The organism is Cohaesibacter sp. CAU 1516 (assembly GCF_005771485.1).
Classification (GTDB): Bacteria; Pseudomonadota; Alphaproteobacteria; order Rhizobiales; family Cohaesibacteraceae; genus Cohaesibacter; species Cohaesibacter intestini.
Genome location: NZ_VANT01000008.1, coordinates 71,430 through 88,674 on the forward strand (window position 1 = coordinate 71,430; position 17,245 = coordinate 88,674).

At 54.9% G+C, this 17,245-nt stretch carries 17 protein-coding genes; 14 read left to right on the forward strand and 3 right to left on the reverse strand.

Annotation, left to right across the window (positions count from 1 at the left end; genetic code table 11):
• Positions 1-19 precede the first annotated feature (19 nt).
• The 4 genes from FDK21_RS17635 to FDK21_RS17650 are packed head-to-tail and all read left to right on the forward strand — an operon-like array spanning position 20 to position 2,982.
• Positions 20-811: an AzlC family ABC transporter permease gene (locus tag FDK21_RS17635; protein ID WP_138150291.1), complete on the forward strand. Its 792-nt coding sequence runs from the start codon at positions 20-22 to the stop codon at positions 809-811.
• A complete protein-coding gene (locus FDK21_RS17640) occupies positions 811-1,107 on the forward strand; it encodes an AzlD family protein (RefSeq protein WP_138150347.1) in 297 nt (98 codons plus the stop codon). Before FDK21_RS17635 ends, FDK21_RS17640 begins: the two co-directional genes overlap by 1 nt.
• A 39-nt stretch (positions 1,108-1,146) precedes the next feature.
• The gene (locus FDK21_RS17645) at positions 1,147-1,875 is read left to right on the forward strand and encodes a gamma-glutamyl-gamma-aminobutyrate hydrolase family protein (protein WP_138150292.1); all 729 of its coding nucleotides are present in this window, start codon (positions 1,147-1,149) and stop codon (positions 1,873-1,875) included.
• Positions 1,876-1,935: 60 nt separating this feature from the next.
• Positions 1,936-2,982 (forward strand): dipeptidase, encoded by a 1,047-nt coding sequence (locus FDK21_RS17650; RefSeq protein ID WP_138150293.1) that lies wholly within the window; start codon positions 1,936-1,938, stop codon positions 2,980-2,982.
• Between the two features lie 133 nt (positions 2,983-3,115).
• Here FDK21_RS17650 and FDK21_RS17655 read toward each other — a convergent pair whose 3' ends face one another.
• Complete coding sequence (locus FDK21_RS17655) at positions 3,116-3,703, reverse strand: NYN domain-containing protein (protein WP_114010325.1); 588 nt, start codon at positions 3,701-3,703, stop codon at positions 3,116-3,118.
• Between the two features lie 374 nt (positions 3,704-4,077).
• On the opposite strand from FDK21_RS17655, the gene rpoZ reads away from it, so the two are divergent.
• The 10 genes from rpoZ to parC all read left to right on the forward strand — a co-directional run bounded on the left by rpoZ (position 4,078) and on the right by parC (position 15,219).
• Complete coding sequence (rpoZ, locus tag FDK21_RS17660; protein ID WP_114010326.1) at positions 4,078-4,482, forward strand: DNA-directed RNA polymerase subunit omega; 405 nt, start codon at positions 4,078-4,080, stop codon at positions 4,480-4,482.
• A gap of 220 nt (positions 4,483-4,702) precedes the next feature.
• Complete coding sequence (locus FDK21_RS17665) at positions 4,703-6,964, forward strand: bifunctional (p)ppGpp synthetase/guanosine-3',5'-bis(diphosphate) 3'-pyrophosphohydrolase (RefSeq protein ID WP_138150294.1); 2,262 nt, start codon at positions 4,703-4,705, stop codon at positions 6,962-6,964.
• 233 nt (positions 6,965-7,197) lie between these two features.
• Complete coding sequence (locus FDK21_RS17670; RefSeq protein WP_245418477.1) at positions 7,198-7,806, forward strand: DUF2062 domain-containing protein; 609 nt, start codon at positions 7,198-7,200, stop codon at positions 7,804-7,806.
• Between the two features lie 49 nt (positions 7,807-7,855).
• On the forward strand, positions 7,856-8,257 hold the full coding sequence (gene acpS / locus FDK21_RS17675; RefSeq protein WP_114010479.1) for a holo-ACP synthase: 402 nt from the start codon (positions 7,856-7,858) through the stop codon (positions 8,255-8,257).
• Positions 8,258-8,538: 281 nt separating this feature from the next.
• A complete protein-coding gene (gene lepB, locus FDK21_RS17680) occupies positions 8,539-9,273 on the forward strand; it encodes a signal peptidase I (protein ID WP_114010329.1) in 735 nt (244 codons plus the stop codon).
• A gap of 243 nt (positions 9,274-9,516) precedes the next feature.
• The gene (gene rnc / locus FDK21_RS17685) at positions 9,517-10,224 is read left to right on the forward strand and encodes a ribonuclease III (RefSeq protein ID WP_114010330.1); all 708 of its coding nucleotides are present in this window, start codon (positions 9,517-9,519) and stop codon (positions 10,222-10,224) included.
• 67 nt (positions 10,225-10,291) lie between these two features.
• On the forward strand, positions 10,292-11,206 hold the full coding sequence (gene era, locus FDK21_RS17690) for a GTPase Era (protein WP_245418486.1): 915 nt from the start codon (positions 10,292-10,294) through the stop codon (positions 11,204-11,206).
• A gap of 421 nt (positions 11,207-11,627) precedes the next feature.
• Positions 11,628-12,098, forward strand: a complete 471-nt coding sequence (locus tag FDK21_RS17695; RefSeq protein WP_210238833.1) for a peptidoglycan-binding protein — start codon at positions 11,628-11,630, stop codon at positions 12,096-12,098.
• A gap of 82 nt (positions 12,099-12,180) precedes the next feature.
• On the forward strand, positions 12,181-12,921 hold the full coding sequence (recO, locus tag FDK21_RS17700; RefSeq protein WP_138150296.1) for a DNA repair protein RecO: 741 nt from the start codon (positions 12,181-12,183) through the stop codon (positions 12,919-12,921).
• A gap of 57 nt (positions 12,922-12,978) precedes the next feature.
• Positions 12,979-15,219, forward strand: coding sequence for a DNA topoisomerase IV subunit A (gene parC / locus FDK21_RS17705; protein WP_138150297.1), 2,241 nt, complete (start codon positions 12,979-12,981; stop codon positions 15,217-15,219).
• Positions 15,220-15,279: 60 nt separating this feature from the next.
• Here parC and FDK21_RS17710 read toward each other — a convergent pair whose 3' ends face one another.
• Together FDK21_RS17710 and FDK21_RS17715 are read right to left on the reverse strand one after the other, a co-directional pair.
• Entirely contained in the window at positions 15,280-16,311 is a 1,032-nt protein-coding gene (locus tag FDK21_RS17710; protein ID WP_138150298.1) for an endonuclease/exonuclease/phosphatase family protein, read from the reverse strand.
• Between the two features lie 122 nt (positions 16,312-16,433).
• Entirely contained in the window at positions 16,434-17,180 is a 747-nt protein-coding gene (locus FDK21_RS17715; RefSeq protein ID WP_138150299.1) for an arginyltransferase, read from the reverse strand.
• Positions 17,181-17,245: the final 65 nt, after the last annotated feature.

The window sequence follows — 17,245 nt, forward strand, 5'->3', positions numbered from 1 at the left end:
GCCCGTCTATAAAGAATCCATGTGTGCAAAAAGACTTACCGATGACAGTATGACGCCCTCGCGCCTGTTTCTTGCAGGCGCCGCGCGCTCTGTCCCGATCATTCTCACCGCAGGGCCATTCGGGGCCTTGTTCGGTGCTCTGGCCATCGAAAACGGACTGACGGTCTTTGATGCTGTGTTGATGAGTTTGACCATCTTTGCCGGGGCAAGCCAGTTGGTCGGCCTTGAGCTGTTTGGCCAGAATATTCCTGGCTGGATCATCGTCCTGTCGATCTTTGCGGTCAATTTCCGTCACATCCTCTATTCCGCAGCCATCGGCCACCATCTGGCCAAATGGTCTTGGCCCAAGCAGATCGCCGGTTACTTCTTCTTGGTTGATCCGGCCTTTGCTGAATCCGAACAGCGCGCAGAGAAGGGGGAGGATGTCCAGTTTGCCTGGTATCTCGGGCTGGTCATTCCGACCTATCTGGCCTGGAATCTGTTGACCTTTATGGGCGCAATCTTTGGCAATTTTTTACAGGATTCCTATCGCTGGGGCATCGATTTCATCTTGCCGATCTATTTCATGGGACTGGTTATGGGCTTCCGCCGCCGGTCCTTCTGGTTGCCAGTGGTTGTCGTCTCTGCCTCCGCCTCGATCATCGCCAGCAAGACCATCGGCTCCCCTTGGCATGTCTCGGTTGGAGCGGTTGCCGGTGTGCTTCTTGCTGCCTTTGTATCGCCTGCAGCACGCGCCAAGCCGCAAAAGATTGATCCGGTGACCGACCGCATCGATCTCAACGCTGCCAAAAATGAAGAGGGACAGGCATGATTTCGAGCACCCTTCTGATCATAATTGGCGGTGCCATCGTCACCTTCATGACCCGCATTGGCGGCTATCTGGTTTTGTCCCGGTTTGAAACCATTCATCCACGGGTGCAGGCGGGGTTGGACGCCGTGCCCGCTGCGGTTCTCACCACATTGGTTGCCCCTGCCGTGGTCAATGGTGGTCCCAACGAGTGGCTCGCCTTCACAGCCGCGGTGATTGCTGGCCTGCGCCTGTCCATGGTGCCGACTGTGATGATTGGCACTATGCTGCTTATTGTCTTGCGTTATTTCAATGGCTAGGATCGCCACCCGACCATTTGCGAAACAAGGTTTGACGGCATGAAAATCGGAATCCTGGCGACCTCTGCCCTGAATGAAGATCTGGCTGCACGGTTCGGCGACTTGCCATCAATGTTTGCCAAATTGCTTTCACCGCAAGACAGCAGCCTGACATTCGAAACCTTTGCTGTTTTTCAAGATGTGTTTCCCTCAACCATCAAGGCCTGTGATGCGTGGCTGGTTACCGGATCGCCCAACAGTGCCTATGAACGCCTGCCATGGATGCTGGTACTGGAAGACTTCATCCGCCAGACATTGGCCGCCGGCATTCCGATGGTTGGCATCTGCTTTGGTCATCAGATCATGGCGCAGGCCATGGGGGGCAGGGTTGAAAAGGAACAGCAGGGCAAATGGGGCATTTCCGTCCATGATTACAGCCTCTCGCTGAATGGCTCCGAGCGTCCCGGATGGATGGATGGCGATGCGACACGCTTTGCCTTGCAAGCCTCCCATCAGGATCAGGTGACCGCATTGCCCGAAGGGGCAGAGCGGATCGCAGGCAATGATTTTTGTCCCAACGGCATGATGCTCTATGGCAAGGCAGGTCTTTCGATTCAGTTGCATCCAGAGCTGCCGGCTGACTTCATCTCGTTTCTGATAGAAAATCGCCGCGGCTCTGCTATGGATGATGCTGATGCCGACGCTGCCGTGATCCGGGTGGCCGATCCTGTCGATGATCAGTTGATCGCCCGTTGGATCGTCAATTTCATGAAGTCGGCTCATGCCTGATTGCCAGCGCTTTGATGCATGCATGAGCCATATGGTTTAACGAAAACAAAGGAGACAGCCATGTCCAAGCCTGCACTGCCTATTTTTGACGGTCATAATGACACGTTGTTGCGGCTTGAAATGGCCCGGAGGAATGGTGCTCCGATTTCCTTTGTCGATGGGCATCCGAGTTTGCAGATTGATCTTCCCAAGGCTACCAAGGGCCATTTTGCTGGTGGTCTCTTTGCGATGTTTGTGCCGCCTATTCTCAATGATGCAGAAAAGAATGATCCCGTCGCCCGTCAGAAAGCCATCGAGGCGTCTGATGCCGTCGATTGGACACTCGGTATGATCGCCGAGGCCTGTCGGCTTGAGCGTGCGTCCAATGGACGGGTGCGGATCTGCCGCTCCAGTGCCGACATCAAGCAGGCCATGGCCGATGAGGCTTTGGCTCTGATGCTCCATATCGAGGGGGCTGAGGCGATTGGTGCGGATTTCAACGCCCTTGAAGCGTTCTATGCTGCAGGACTTCGCTCTCTTGGTCCGGTCTGGAGTCGGGACAATATTTTTGGCGCCGGTGTGCCGTTCGACTTTCCCGGATCTCCCGATCATGGCCCCGGCCTGAGTGATCTTGGCAAGGAACTGGTACGTCGCTGCAACCAACTTGGCGTGATGATCGATCTGTCCCACCTGAATGAAAAAGGCTTCTGGGATGTTCAGAAACTCTCGGACAAGCCTTTGGTCGCCTCCCATTCCAACGTGCACAAATTGTCGCAAAGCCGCCGAAACCTGACCGACAAGCAACTTGATGCCATCGCCGAAAGCAAGGGGCTGGTCGGGCTCAACTATGCGGTCGGGTTCTTGCGTTCCGATGGTGAAAAATTCAAACGCGATGTCTCGCTGGATCTGATGGTTGACCATCTTGCCTATCTGGTCGAAAAGCTTGGCGAGGATGGTGTGGGCCTAGGCTCGGACTATGATGGCGCAACGGTGCCTGACGTGGTGGCAGACGTGTCTCTCAACCAAAAACTGATCGATCATATGCGTCACCGCGGGTTCGGTGAAACGCTGGTCGAGAAAATCGCCTTCAAGAACTGGCTAGGCCTGCTGGAGCGCACCGGCATCTGATTGACATTGGCTGGCGGGCAGGGAGGCCATGCCAATCCTGCCACTCTGGCGTTTGCGAGCATTCTTCCATCACAAACAGAAAAGCCCGGTTTGTAACCGGGCTTTTGGTATGCATTCAGAAGCAGTATCGATCTTAATCGTCGAATTCCTGATCTTCGTAATCGTCCTGCACTGGTGCACGTTGCGGGCGCTCGCTGACTTCGCGACCAATACGGTCGGCAATGTGGGCAAGATCGATGAAATGGTCTGCCTGTCGGCGCAGTTCGTCGGCGATCATTGGTGGTTGGGTCGACATGGTGGATACCACGCTGACCTTGCGGCCACGGCGTTGCAACGCTTCAACCAATTTGCGGAAGTCGCCATCACCGGAAAAGATCACGAAGTGATCAACATGCTCGACCAGTTCCATCGCATCGATGGTCAGTTCGATATCCATGTTCCCTTTGATCTTGCGACGGCCAGCAGAATCGGTGAATTCCTTTGTTGGTTTGGTCACCACATGATAGCCGTTATAATCAAGCCAGTCGATCAACGGGCGGATGGAGGAATATTCCTGGTCTTCGGCCAGTGCTGTGTAATAGTAAGTGCGCAGCAGGTAGCCTTTTCCACGAAATTCCTTTAGGAGACGCTTATAGTCGATATCGAAGCCAAGTGTCTTGGTAGTAGCGTATAGATTGGCTCCATCTATGAAGAGCGCGACCTTTTCACGAGGATCAAACACGGATTTTCCTTCTTATGCTGGTTTTCTTTGGACCTAATTCCGTGCGGGAATGGCTGGTTTTGAAGAGAGAATGGCGGCAATTGCCATTATTGTCATTCAAACAATTCCGAACCATCTTTTTGAATGGGCATTCAGATGGTGCAATCACAAGAAACTAAATCGATTCATATCCTATAGGGATCTACCAATTATCACTATCGAGAATTTCAAAATACGGACGAAAACGCAATCTTTTTCAGATATATTACCAGAATTGCCACATTTCAGCGACAAAAAACCATAAACAAAGTGGCGATTTCGTCTGCTTCTCTCTTGTCAAGGACGGCTTTTGCCTTTAATGAGAGGAACGAATCCCCCCAATCAGGAGATAGTCTATGGCACGCGTGACCGTTGAGGACTGCGTCGATAAAGTTGAAAATCGTTTTGAACTTGTGCTGCTGTCCAGCCATCGCGCTCGCATGATTTCAAGCGGATCTTCCATCACGGTTGATCGCGACAACGACAAGAACCCGGTTGTGGCCCTGCGCGAAATCGCGGATGAGTGCGTATCCCCGGGTGACTTGAAGGAAGATCTCATTCATTCCCTGCAGAAATATGTTGAAGTGGATGAGCCTGAGACTGAAGAAGTCCACATGATCACCGCTGATGACGCGGCGACCACCGAATATGATGACGTTCTCTCCGAACCAAAGAGCGAAGTCGTGTTCGACCAGATGTCTGAGGAAGAGTTGCTGCGCGGCCTCGAAAGCCTCGTGCCGCCGGATCGCACCGACGACTGAGTCTTGTCATTGCTGAAGAATTCAAAAAAGCGGTCCAGTGGGATCGCTTTTTTGTTTCGCAATGACCTGTTCCTATCGAGCCTAATGAGCGGGTTCAAGTCGCTTGCCTTTTTCGTGGGCTTTCACCTATTGTGAACGGATGCTCCCGCTTAATATGGTGAGAGTGATTTCCCCGCATTCCGTTTTCGGATAATCAGCCCAGTCAGGATTAATTTCGACCATGATGCGTCAGTATGAGCTTGTGGAACGTGTTTCAAGCTACAATCCAAACGCTGATGAGGCTTTGCTCAACAAGGCCTATGTCTATTCCATGCAGAAACATGGCTCGCAAAAGCGCGCCTCAGGGGATCCCTATTTTCTGCATCCTCTTGAAGTGGCTGGCATTCTGACAGACCTGCGCCTTGATGATGGCACCATCGCGGTTGGTTTGTTACACGACACGCTCGAAGATACCGACGCCACCCGGGCTGAACTGGATCACCTGTTTGGTGAGGAAATCGGCAAGCTTGTGGAAGGTCTGACCAAGATCGCCCAGCTCGATCTGGTTTCCAAGCGCACCAAGCAGGCCGAAAACCTGCGCAAATTGCTGTTGGCCATCTCGGACGACGTCCGGGTCCTGATCGTTAAGCTGGCCGACCGGCTGCACAATATGCGCACTCTGCATTTTGTCCCTGAGCATAAACGCCATCGCATCGCTCAGGAAACCATCGACATCTATGCACCACTCGCTGAACGCATGGGCATGCAGGACATTCGCGAGGAACTCGAAGGTCTGTCCTTCAAATATGTCAATCCGGAAGCCTATGAGGCTATTTCGGAAAAACTTGACGACATGCGCGAGCGCAACCAGACCCTGATCGAAGAAATTGGTGGCGACCTTCAGCACACCCTCGAAGAAAAGGGGATGGCCGCCCGGGTGACGGGGCGCGAGAAAAAGGCCTATTCCATTTTCCGCAAGATGCAGCGCCAGTCGATCGGCTTTGAGCAGCTCTCCGACATTTATGCTTTCCGTGTTCTGGTCCCTGATATCGAAGCCTGTTATCAGGCATTGGGCATTGTCCATACCATCTGGCCATGCGTGCCGGGGCGTTTCAAGGATTATATTTCAACACCCAAACCCAATGACTATCGCTCGATTCATACCACGGTGATCGGACCGGGTCGTCAAAGGGTCGAGTTGCAGATCCGCACCCACGAAATGCATCAATTCGCCGAATATGGTGTCGCGGCTCACGCCCTCTACAAGGATATCACCGGCAAGACCAAGGGCGGTCGCTCTTTGTCCAAGTTGGCCAGGGACAGCAACGCCTATGCCTGGCTGCGCCACACGGTGGAGCTGTTGTCATCGGGCGATTCTGCAGAAGAGTTTCTGGAACATACCAAGCTTGAACTGTTTCAGGATCAGGTCTTCTGCTTCACCCCCAAAGGCCGTCTGATCGCCTTGCCTCGGGGTGCGATCCCCATTGATTTCGCCTATGCGGTCCATACCGGCATCGGCAATACCTGCGTTGGCTGCAAAATCAATGGTGCGATCATGCCGCTGGTCACCGAATTGGCCAATGGCGATGAGGTTGAAATTATCACTTCAAAGGCCCAAACCCCTCCCGCCGCTTGGGAAAGCATTGTGGTGACAGGCAAGGCAAGAGCCGCCATTCGTCGCGCCACCCGGTCTGCGGTTCGGGCGCAATATGCCGGATTGGGTGAACAGATCCTGCGCAATGCCTTCAAACGCGCGGATCAGGACTATACCGAAGATCAAATCAAACTGGCGCTGTCGCGACTGGGATATCTTTCAGTCGGCGACGTGCAGGCTGCGGTTGGGCGAGGCGAGTTGCAGTCCCGCAGCGTGATTGAGGCTGTTTTCCCGGACTATCAGGACCAGCGCGCCACTGCCTCAAGCAGCAGTGATCGCAAAGAACGTGATGATCGTGGTGACGGCTGGTTCGGTCTCAAGCAAGCCAATGCAATGAAGTTTCGTATTCCGGGTTCCAGTGCGCGAGGGGATCAAAATGGCAGCTTGGAAGAAGACGGAGCTTCAATTCCTATTCGCGGCCTGTCTGGCAATTTGCCCGTGCAGTTCGACCCTGACGGCGGCGCCGTACCAGGGGACCGTATCGTCGGAATTCTGACGCCGGGGCAGGGCGTGACCATCTATCCGATTCATTCTCCCGCTCTCAGCCAGTTTGATGACAGTCCGGAACGTTGGCTGGATGTCCGCTGGGACATTGATGAGGAAAATTCAGACCGCTTTCCTGCAAGAATTGAAGTCAGCATGATCAATGAACCGGGTACCCTCGGTGAAATTGCCACAATTATCGGTGAGAATGACGGCAACATCGAAAATATAAAGATGGAACAAAAGGTCAGCGACTTCTTCGAGATGATCATCGATCTATCGGTCTGGAACCTGAACCATCTCAATCGAATCATCGAGCAGATCCGCGCCAAGAAAAGCGTATCTCGCGCCGCACGGTCCAATTGATGCCCGATAGCATGGCTGCGAAGTTGCAAGCGACAAAGGAGATTGATTCTTCTTTGCGACGATTGTTCACGCTCGAAACTGTCGCATGAATGTGAATATGCATTCTCTTGTCAGGAAAAAATTTGCGATTACCTAATATGCTACCAAAACCATACTGGAAAAAGTCGACGATGGGTCTATAAGTATCGACCTGTGGGCCCCCGAGGCCAAGCAATGGGTGAGGATAAGAGACAGTGTTATTTGGCCGCAGAGACAAGCCATCCATGGCCGAGCGTATCCGCATCTTTCTGTGGCCGCGCCGCAACTGGATGCGGTCTGGAAAGTATTTCGTCAAACGTATTCTGCGTCTGTCCGGGTCCCCCTATATGATCGCCGCTGGCGTTGCGGCGGGTGTCTTCACCTCCTTCACGCCTTTTCTCGGCTTCCACTTCCTTATCAGCTGGGCCATCGCTTTCCTGATTGGCGGCAACATGCTGGCTGCTGCCATCGGCACCGGAGTGGGCAATCCCATCACCTTCCCCTTTATTTGGGGGGCGACCTATACGACGGGATGTTTTCTGCTCGGCAAGGAGGCCATTCATGGTCAACTGCATAGTCTCAAGCATGATTTGCTGACCGAGTCCTTCTCCACCATCTGGCCGACCATTCAGGTCATGGCGGTAGGCGCGATTCCCGTCGGTCTGGTTTTTGCCTTGATCTTCTACTATGTCACGCGCAAGGCAGCGCTCGTCTATCAAAAGCGCCGCAAGGCCATGCTGGCAGAGCGTGCATACGAAGCGGGGCGTTGGCGCAAGGCGATCGCCGAGCATGATGGCAAACGCGGCAAGGCGCAGTCCGCCTGAGAACGTCCGCACAATTGGCCCATGGCCTTGAGCGGCAAAAGAGGTCTCCATGATCATTGGAACTGGCAACGATCTGATTGACATCCGGCGTATTGAACGATCCCTTGAACGCTTTGGCGAACGCTTCATTCAGCGCATTTTCACAGACAAGGAAATCGCCCGTTCCGAACGCAAGGCCCAAAGAGCGGCCTCTTATGCCAAGCGTTTTGCTGCCAAGGAAGCCTGTTCCAAGGCGCTGGGCACGGGCCTGTCCCACGGAGTTTTCTGGAAGGATATGGGGGTCAGCAATCTGGCCTCGGGCAAGCCGACCATGGTGCTGACCGGGGGCGCACAAGAGCGTCTCAAGGCAATGATTCCGGACGGGTACGAGCCGCAAATCGATCTCACCATCACGGATGAGTTCCCCCTTGCACAGGCCTATGTCATCATTTCAGCCAATCCGATCCTGTAACGACCCCTCATTTCGACCGAAATGAGACAATTATCTGAGGAAAAGCGCCTTGTTTGGCGCGTATGCCTCACAATATTCACAACAGGCCGTGACTTTGCCCTTCAGTAAAGTTGAATATTGTCAGCGGCTCTTTGGCTCGCTATGACAAATTGATATTGGCCGGCCGGGCGCTCATTGCCCGAACTGCTGGCCCGATCCTATAGCTCGACCGACTGGTCCGAACCCGCGGCCTGATGGCGGGAAGACAAGCAGAAAAGAGAATTGACGTGTCTGACGAAAGCATGAAAGAAACCGATAGCGGCCTTGGGGATACCATCAAGGTCATTGTGCAGGCATTGTTGCTGGCGCTTGTCGTCCGCACACTTCTGTTCCAGCCTTTCTCCATTCCGTCCGGCTCGATGAAGTCGACCTTGCTGGTCGGTGACTATCTGTTTGTCTCCAAATACAGCTATGGCTATAGCCGTTATTCCGTGCCGTTTGGTCTTCCGCTCTTTTCCGGCCGGATCATGGGCAGTGAACCTGAGCGTGGCGATGTGGTTGTTTTCAAACTGCCACGCGACAATTCCACGGACTATATCAAGCGTGTCATCGGTTTGCCGGGCGACAAGATCCAGATGATCGACGGTCAGCTCTATATCAATGGCTCGGTGGTTGAGCGAGAGCAGGTTGACGATTTCATCGAAACCGACAGCCAGGGACGCAAAAGCCGCGTCGTTCGTTATCGCGAAACCCTGCCGAACGGGGTCACCTACGACACCCTCGACATCCGGCCAAACAACTATCTCGACAACACCTCCGTCTATGAAGTGCCAAAGGGCCACTATTTCATGATGGGCGACAATCGGGACAATTCATCGGACAGCCGTGTGCTGAGCTCGGTCGGCTATGTGCCTTATGAAAATCTGATCGGCAAGGCGCAGGTCATTTTCTTCTCGATCGAAGAGGGCAGCGCGCCTTGGCAGGTCTGGAAATGGCCAAGTGCGGCACGTTGGGATCGCTGGTTCACTGGTCTTTGAGTATTTGCTACCGATTCCGATCGATGACCTTGACATTGGAATCCGGCCTAGGGGCAAAGCTCAGGCGTAAATTGTTAGTGAGAGCTAACGCTTTTCATTGACCCTGCGGCAAAAGCTGTTACAAAAGCGCAACCTCTGAACAGCATTTGTGCCGCGCGGACAATCTGCGCGGCATTGTTGTTTGCGACAGACTGCTGCACACTAACCGGCGACCAAAAACGCTGACAGAAACTGGAAACTCCCATGCGAAAGAAAGATGTCGGACCGCTCGAAGAGCTACTCGGCTACCAATTTCGTGACAAGAACCATCTGGAGAAGGCGCTGAGCCATACCAGCCTCGTTGCCTCGCCCAAGCTACAGGTGGAAGAAACCTACCAACGTCACGAGTTTCTCGGTGATCGAGTTCTGGCGGTAACGATCGCAGACATGCTGTTGCATGCCTTTCCCAAGGCAGATGAAGGAGAACTGGCGCGTCGTTTCAATGGCCTGGTGCGCAACGAAACCTGCGCAGACATTGCCAGAGAAATCGGCATTGGCCCATTCATCCGCCTCGGCGAGGGAGAAGCGCAGGCTGGAGGTCGCAAAAAGGACGCCATTCTTGGCGACGTCTGCGAAGCCATCATTGGTGCCATCTTTCTGGATGGCGGCTTCGATCCGGCGCGTGATTTCGTCACCCGATACTGGGAAAAGCGCATGCTGGAATGGAGCGGCCCGCTGCGCGATGCCAAAACCACCTTGCAGGAGTGGGTGCAGGGCAAGAAATTGCCGCCTCCCACCTACAAGATGGTTGAACGCACCGGTCCTGATCATGCCCCCGAATTCACCCTGCGGGTGGATGTGCCGGGTATGAAAAGCGCCACCGGCAAAGGCTCCTCCAAACGAATTGCCGAGCAGGATGCTGCTCGCACCATTCTTATTCGAGAAGGACAGTGGGATACGGATCAAGGTTGATCCATCCCGATTACCTCAACAAAGGACATCCATGTCAGATACATCCTCTCAACTGCCAAACGCCCCAATGTCTGGCGATCTGCCCGAAATGAATACCCAATGCGGCTATGTCGCGCTGATCGGCGCCCCGAACGCGGGCAAGTCGACCTTGGTCAACAAGATTGTTGGCTCCAAGGTTTCGATTGTCACCCACAAGGTGCAAACGACCCGGTCGCTGATCCGCGGCATCGCGCTAAAGGACGAAAAGCAGGTCATTTTTGTCGACACGCCGGGTATTTTTGCGCCGAAACGCCGCCTTGAGACCGCGATGGTCAACACCGCATGGGGTGGCGCCAAGGATGCAGACTGCATCGGTTTGATCGTCGACGCCCGCAAGGGTGTCACCGAGCAGATTGAAAAGATCCTCGAGCGCCTCGAAGATATCAAGCTGCCTCGCGTGCTGATCCTCAACAAGATCGATTTGGTTAAACGCGACAGCCTGCTGGCGCTGGCGCAAAAGATCAATGATGCCGTGCCCTTCGATGAAACCTTCATGGTTTCGGCGCTGAATGGCGATCACACCGATGATCTGCTCGACTATTTCGCCGAGCAAATGCCAAAAGGCCCGTGGCTCTATCCCGAAGACATGATTTCGGATTTGCCAATGCGTCAGCTGGCCTCAGAAATCACCCGCGAAAAGGTCTTCCTGCGTCTTCATCAGGAGCTGCCATATTCTTCCACCGTCGAGACGGAAAAATGGGAGCAGAAGGACGATGGGTCGGTCCGCATCGAACAGGTCATCTATGTCGAGCGCGGCAATCAGAAAATGATCGTGCTGGGCAAGGGTGGCAAGTCGATCAAGGCCATCTCCATGGCCGCCCGCGAAGAGCTTCAGGAACTGTTGGAAACCAAGGTTCACCTGTTCCTCTTCGTCAAGGTCCGCGAACGTTGGGTCGACGACCCGGAACGCTACCGCGAAATGGGCATCGATTTCCCAGTATAGCGTTTGGCAACGCCAAACGCGCACCGTGGTGCCACAAACACCGGACTATCAGCGGCAGGTGTTTCGCAGAAACACCGAGAGCCTTCGCCAAACGCGCACCGTGGTGCCACAAACACTAGACTATCAGCGGCAGGTGTTTCGCAGAAACACCGAGAGCCTTCGCCAAACGCGCACCGTGGTGCCACAAACACCGGACTATCAGCGGCAGGTGTTTCGCAGAAACACCGAGAGCCTTCGCCAAACGCGCACCGTGGTGCCCCAGACACTGTGCTATCAGCGACAGATGTTTTCGCAGAAACACCGAAAGCTAAGCACAAACACGCAGTGCTGAAATAGAGAATTGCCAAACCCTGCCCAGCGTCTAAGCTGAGGCAGGGTTTTTCATTTACCCATTTGGATGCAAAAGATGAAGGAGGGAGCAATGGCCCGTTTGGTGTTATCTTACTTGCAACGCATTCTCGTTATCTGTTTTGCAACATTCTGGATGCTCGCAACTGCCACGGCGCAACAACCCGATCCGGCCCAGGATCCAACCCACGGCACGCCCGCCCTTGAGGCGGAATTCATGACTGACGGTTTGGCAACTGAAATTCAGGGTCGGTTGCTGGCTCTCGGTTTTGATCCCAAGGGGATTGATGGCAAACTGGGGGCAGGGTCTCGCGCAGCCATCACGGCTTGGCAGAAACAGAGGGAGCTGGCCCAGACCGGTTATCTCACTTTCTTTCAGCTTGAGTTGCTGAAATATTTCAGTCACAAGCCTTTCAAGGCTCTGCTGAATAGCAACCCTGATCTCGCGGACAAAATGCCCCGCATGACCTTTTTCGATCTTGATGTCGAGCCGGAAATTCCGATGACCGTTCAGGATCGCAAAGCCTTCAGGGAAAATGATTGAAGCGGCCGATTGGTTTGGAAAGCCGCTTTGAAACGGTCTGATCTCTCTTCCCTTTTGCCTCAAATCAGCCCAAAGTCGCCTGATGGAATGGAGTGATGAGGCAATCATTTTGGGAACGCGCAGGCATGGTGAGACCTCGGTTTTGCTGGAAGTGATGACGCGCACTCACGGTCGGCATCTGGGGCTGGTACGTGGCGGCCGTTCCAAGCGCCAGCAGCCTGTGCTTCAGCCGGGCAACAGCCTCTCGGTTACATGGCGCGCCCGGTTGGAAAGTCATGTCGGCCAATTCTCGATTGAACTGACCACCTCACGCGCTGCCGCCCTGATGGCCAGACCGATGGGCACCTATGGCATCCAGTTCATTGCCGATCTCACCCGCCTGCTGCCAGAGCGTGACCCGCATCCCTATCTCTTTCAGGCACTTGAGGTGATCGTTGATGAGTTCAGGGAAGGCGACGTGGCGGGCGAATTGATGGTCCGCTTCGAACTGGCCTTGCTAAGCGAGCTTGGCTATGGTCTGTCCCTCGATGCATGTGCTGCGACCGGGGGGCGGGAGGATCTCATCTATGTCTCGCCCAAGTCGGGCAGGGCGGTTAGCCGGGAGGCAGGAGCCCCCTATCACGACCGTATGCTGCCCTTGCCGGCATTTTTGCGCGGGGAGGCCGCATCCAACCGCCTTGCCTTTGAGGAAATTGCTCAAGGCTTCCAGTTGAGCGGCTTCTTTTTAGAAAAGCACATATACGGTCCGGCAGAGAAAAGCGCACCCGGTTTGCGCTCCAGCTTTATCGACGCGCTGCGCCGCGATCTCACCTTGGAAGACTAACAGCTTCCTGCGGCGCAGAGATTGCACGAATCGCGCTGATTCTATAGGTATCACCTCATGGGAAACGAAATCATACAGTCCGGCGAGCTGGAAACGATCAACCTGCGCGAAGCGCTTGAAGAGCGGTATCTGGCCTATGCCTTGTCAACGATCACGCAGCGTGCCTTGCCAGATGTGCGAGACGGGTTGAAACCTGTGCATCGACGCATTCTCTATGCCATGCGGCAGCTGAAAATGGACCCCTCTGCGAGCTTCAAGAAATCTGCCCGCGTGGTCGGTGACGTGATCGGTAAATACCACCCCCACGGTGATCAGGCCGTCTATGACGCGCTCGTTCGTCTGGCACAGGACTTCGCCTCGCGCTACCCGATGGTGGATGGTCAGGGCAACTTCGGCAACATCGATGGCGACAGTGCCGCTGCGATGCGTTACACCGAAACCCGAATGACTGAGGTTGCGCGTCTGATGCTTGAAGGCATCGATGAGGACGCCGTCGATTTTCGCGAAACCTATGATGGCGAGGACAAGGAACCGATTGTCCTGCCTGCCAACTTCCCCAATCTGTTGGCCAATGGCTCCAACGGCATTGCCGTCGGCATGGCAACCGCTATCCCGCCCCACAATGCCTCGGAATTGTGTGAAGCTGCGCTTCACATGATCAAATATCCCAATTGCACCGACGACAAGCTGCTCGAACTGCTGCCCGGTCCCGATTTCCCAACGGGGGGCGTGCTGGTGGAACCCAAGGAGCAGATCCTTGAGGCCTACCGCACCGGTCGTGGCGGTTTCCGTGTCCGTGCCAAGTGGGAGAAGGAAGAGCTGCCCCGTGGCGCCTATCAGATTGTTGTCACGGAAATTCCCTATCAGGTGCAAAAGTCCCGCCTGATCGAGCGGATCGCCGATTTAATCCAGAATCGCAGGTTGCCGCTTCTGGTCGATGTGCGCGATGAATCTGCGGAAGATATCCGCGTCGTGCTCGAGCCGAAGAACCGCACCGTGGATCCGGATCTTTTGATGGAGGCTTTGTTCAAGCTCACCGATCTGGAAAGCCGAATCCAGCTCAACATGAATGTGCTCAATAATGCCGGTGTGCCGCGCGTCCTGAGCTTGCGGGATGTTCTGCGCCAATGGCTGGACCATCGCCGGGTGGTTTTGCAGCGGCGCTCTAGTTATCGCTTGAACAAGATCGAGCATCGGCTCGAAGTGCTCGACGGCTATTTGATCGCCTATCTCAATCTCGACGAAGTCATCCGCATCATCCGCTTTGAGGATGAGCCGAAGGCCGAGTTGATGAAGACCTTCAACCTCACCGAAGTGCAGGCTGATGCGATCCTCAACATGCGCTTGCGCTCCTTGCGCAAGCTTGAGGAAATAGAAATCCGCACCGAGCATGACACGCTCAGCAAGGAACGTGCAGCGCTGATCGAGATGCTCGGGTCTGAAGAATTGCAATGGAAGCGGATCGCCCAGCAAATCCGTGAGGTCTACAAGATCTTTGGTCCCGACACCGAGCTTGGTCGCCGTCGCACCAGCTTTGGTGAGGCCGCAGAGCGTGATATCGAGGATATCAATCTCGCCATGGTCGAGCGTGAGCCGGTCACCGTGGTTCTGTCGGAAAAAGGCTGGATCCGGGCCCTGCGTGGCCATATTGCCGATTATGCGAGCCTCAACTTCAAGGATGGCGACAAGCTGAAATTTGCCGTGCATGCGGAGACCACAGACAAGGTGCTGATCATGGCGACCGACGGGCGCTTCTACACCTTGCAGGCGGACAAGTTGCCCGGTGGTCGTGGCCATGGGGAACCGATCCGCGTGATGGTGGACATGGAGCCGGGCATTGATGTGGTGCATCTCTTTGTCCATAAGCCAACGCGCAAATTGCTGTTGGCGGCGACTGACGGTCGTGGCTTTGTCACCAGCGAGGACGCTCTGATCGCCAACACCAGAAAAGGCAAGCAGGTGCTCAATGTCACTGCACCGGGTGAAGCCAAGATCTGCGTTGAAGCGGTTGGTGACCATGTGGCGGTCATCGGTCAAAACCGCAAGCTTCTGGTCTTCCCGATCGAGCAATTGCCAGAGATGAACCGCGGTCGTGGCGTCATGCTCCAGCGCTACAAGGATGGCGGCATCTCTGATGTCAAAGTCTTTGTTGGCGAGGAAGGGCTGAGCTGGAACGACAGCTCCGGACGTACCTTCCAGCGCTCGCTAGATGATCTGGCAGAATGGCGCGGTGATCGGGCCCAAGCCGGACGGATGCCGCCAAATGGCTTCCCGCGCAGCAACAAGTTCAGCAACTAGAACCTATCTGCTGTTCGAAATCAAAAGCCGTCTTGAAACCGAAAGGGTTGCAAGGCGGCTTTATTGTATCGGGACATAAAGATCAGTCAAAATCGGCCAATGATCGCCAATTTCTGTCGCTACCCGCACCACAGGGCCGCTTGAAAGCGGGGCGCTGACCATAATATGGTCCAGACTGAGAAAGGCGGGGAGCTGCAAGAATCCCTTGAGCCGCGAATTGGGTGAGGGGAAAGTTGGCACGAAATGACTCTGTCGGTTCATCCCCGCATTGGCTGCCAGCCGATCAATGCCGAAGGCCCAGCCAGTGGAATTGAAGTCCCCGCTTAGCACCTGCTGCGGATAGCGCTTGCGCTCGCGCTTGATGATCGCGGCGATTTCCTCCATTTGCCGCCTCTGCTGGGCGACAGGCAACGGCCAGGCCAGATGGACATTATAGATGCGGATCGGCGCGGAGCCTTTAACGCGCACCGTCGCGGCCAACATCTTGCCATGCATCGGATTGCGGGTGACCTCCGGTCCAAGGTCGAACCGCTTGATTTCATCCATCGGATGCTTGGACAGGATCGCCAGCGTACAGCGCCGCCAATAGCCGCAGCGTGCCTGATAGGGATAGTCGCGCTTGAGGTCCGGCTGGCGGCGAAACCGCTTGGGCGCATATTCCTGCAGCGTCGCAATGTCCGGGTCGTAGCGACGCACGGTTTCAGCAAGGCCAATGCCATCCCATGTGCCAAGATAGATGTTGAAGCTGAGATATTTAAGCACCCGTTTGTTGCTCGCCGCCAGCACTTCAGGGCTTTGCTCCGCCCCCATCAGCCGCTTGACGGCTTCCGTGCCAATCAAGCCACTTGATGCCAGCAATGCGGCAAGAATAATGACCTGCGCAGGGCGCTTGAGACGCGGCAGACGATACGGCCAGACGAAAGTCATCGCAAAGGCGAGGGAGCCGCTCAGGAACAATGGCAGCTGGAAGTGGTTGATCAGGTCGAGGGCAGGCACATAAGCCCCCAAAAGACCGGACAGGGTCAGCAGAGCTGCAAGAACAAGCCCTGCAAAAATCAGACAGTCAAGCAGGGCGCGGAAGCGGGAAATCATCAATGAAAAGGGCCTTGTGGTAAGTCACGCGCAGAGCGCATATCGCAACGGCCCATGCGAGCCTTCAGGAAAGCAAGAAAGGCTTATCATGGCCAAAGTGAGATGCCAAAGCGCTAATCGCCTCAATCCAGAAGTTCCCAGCCATCATTGCCCAGAAATTCGAGCGGTTTGAAACGGGTCTTGTAGGCCATCTTCTGCGAATTCTTGACCCAGTATCCCAGATAGACATGACTGAGACCCTCTGCCATCGCTCGGCGTATATGGTCGAGAATGAAGAAAGTGCCAAGGCTGCGATGGTCGAGATCCGGCCGGAAGAAGCTATAGACCATCGAGGTGGCATCATTCAGCCGGTCGGTGAGGGCCACACCGATCAGATCGCCTTTGGAGGTCCCTGTGATGCCGCTGTCAGCATCGCGTAGCCGATATTCGATCAGGAACGTGTCGATATGGGTTTCTTCCACCATCGCCGCATAATCCTGCATGGCCATTTCCACCATGCCGCCATCCCCGTGGCGTGACTGGAGATAGCGCTGGAACAGGGCATATTGCTCAGACGTTGCTTCTGCCGGCTTGATAATCCCGATCAGGTCTGCATTGCGCTTGAGGACGCGGGTCTGATTGCGGGAAAAGCGAAACTGCGGCACCACCACACGCACAGACAGGCACGCCTGACATCCCTCACAGGCCGGGCGATAGGCAATGGTTTGACTGCGCCGAAAACCGCCAACGCTCAAGAGGTCATTGAGATGCGGCGCATCCTGTCCCACCAGATAGGTAAATATCTTGCGTTCATGCTCGCCCTCAAGATAAGGGCAGGCTTGTGGGGCGGTCAGATAAAACTGTGGCTGGTCAATCAGATGCCGTGTCATGGATGTCTTTCGGAAACATGGTCGAACACTATCAAACCACGTTTGCCCGAACTTGAAAAGTCCTT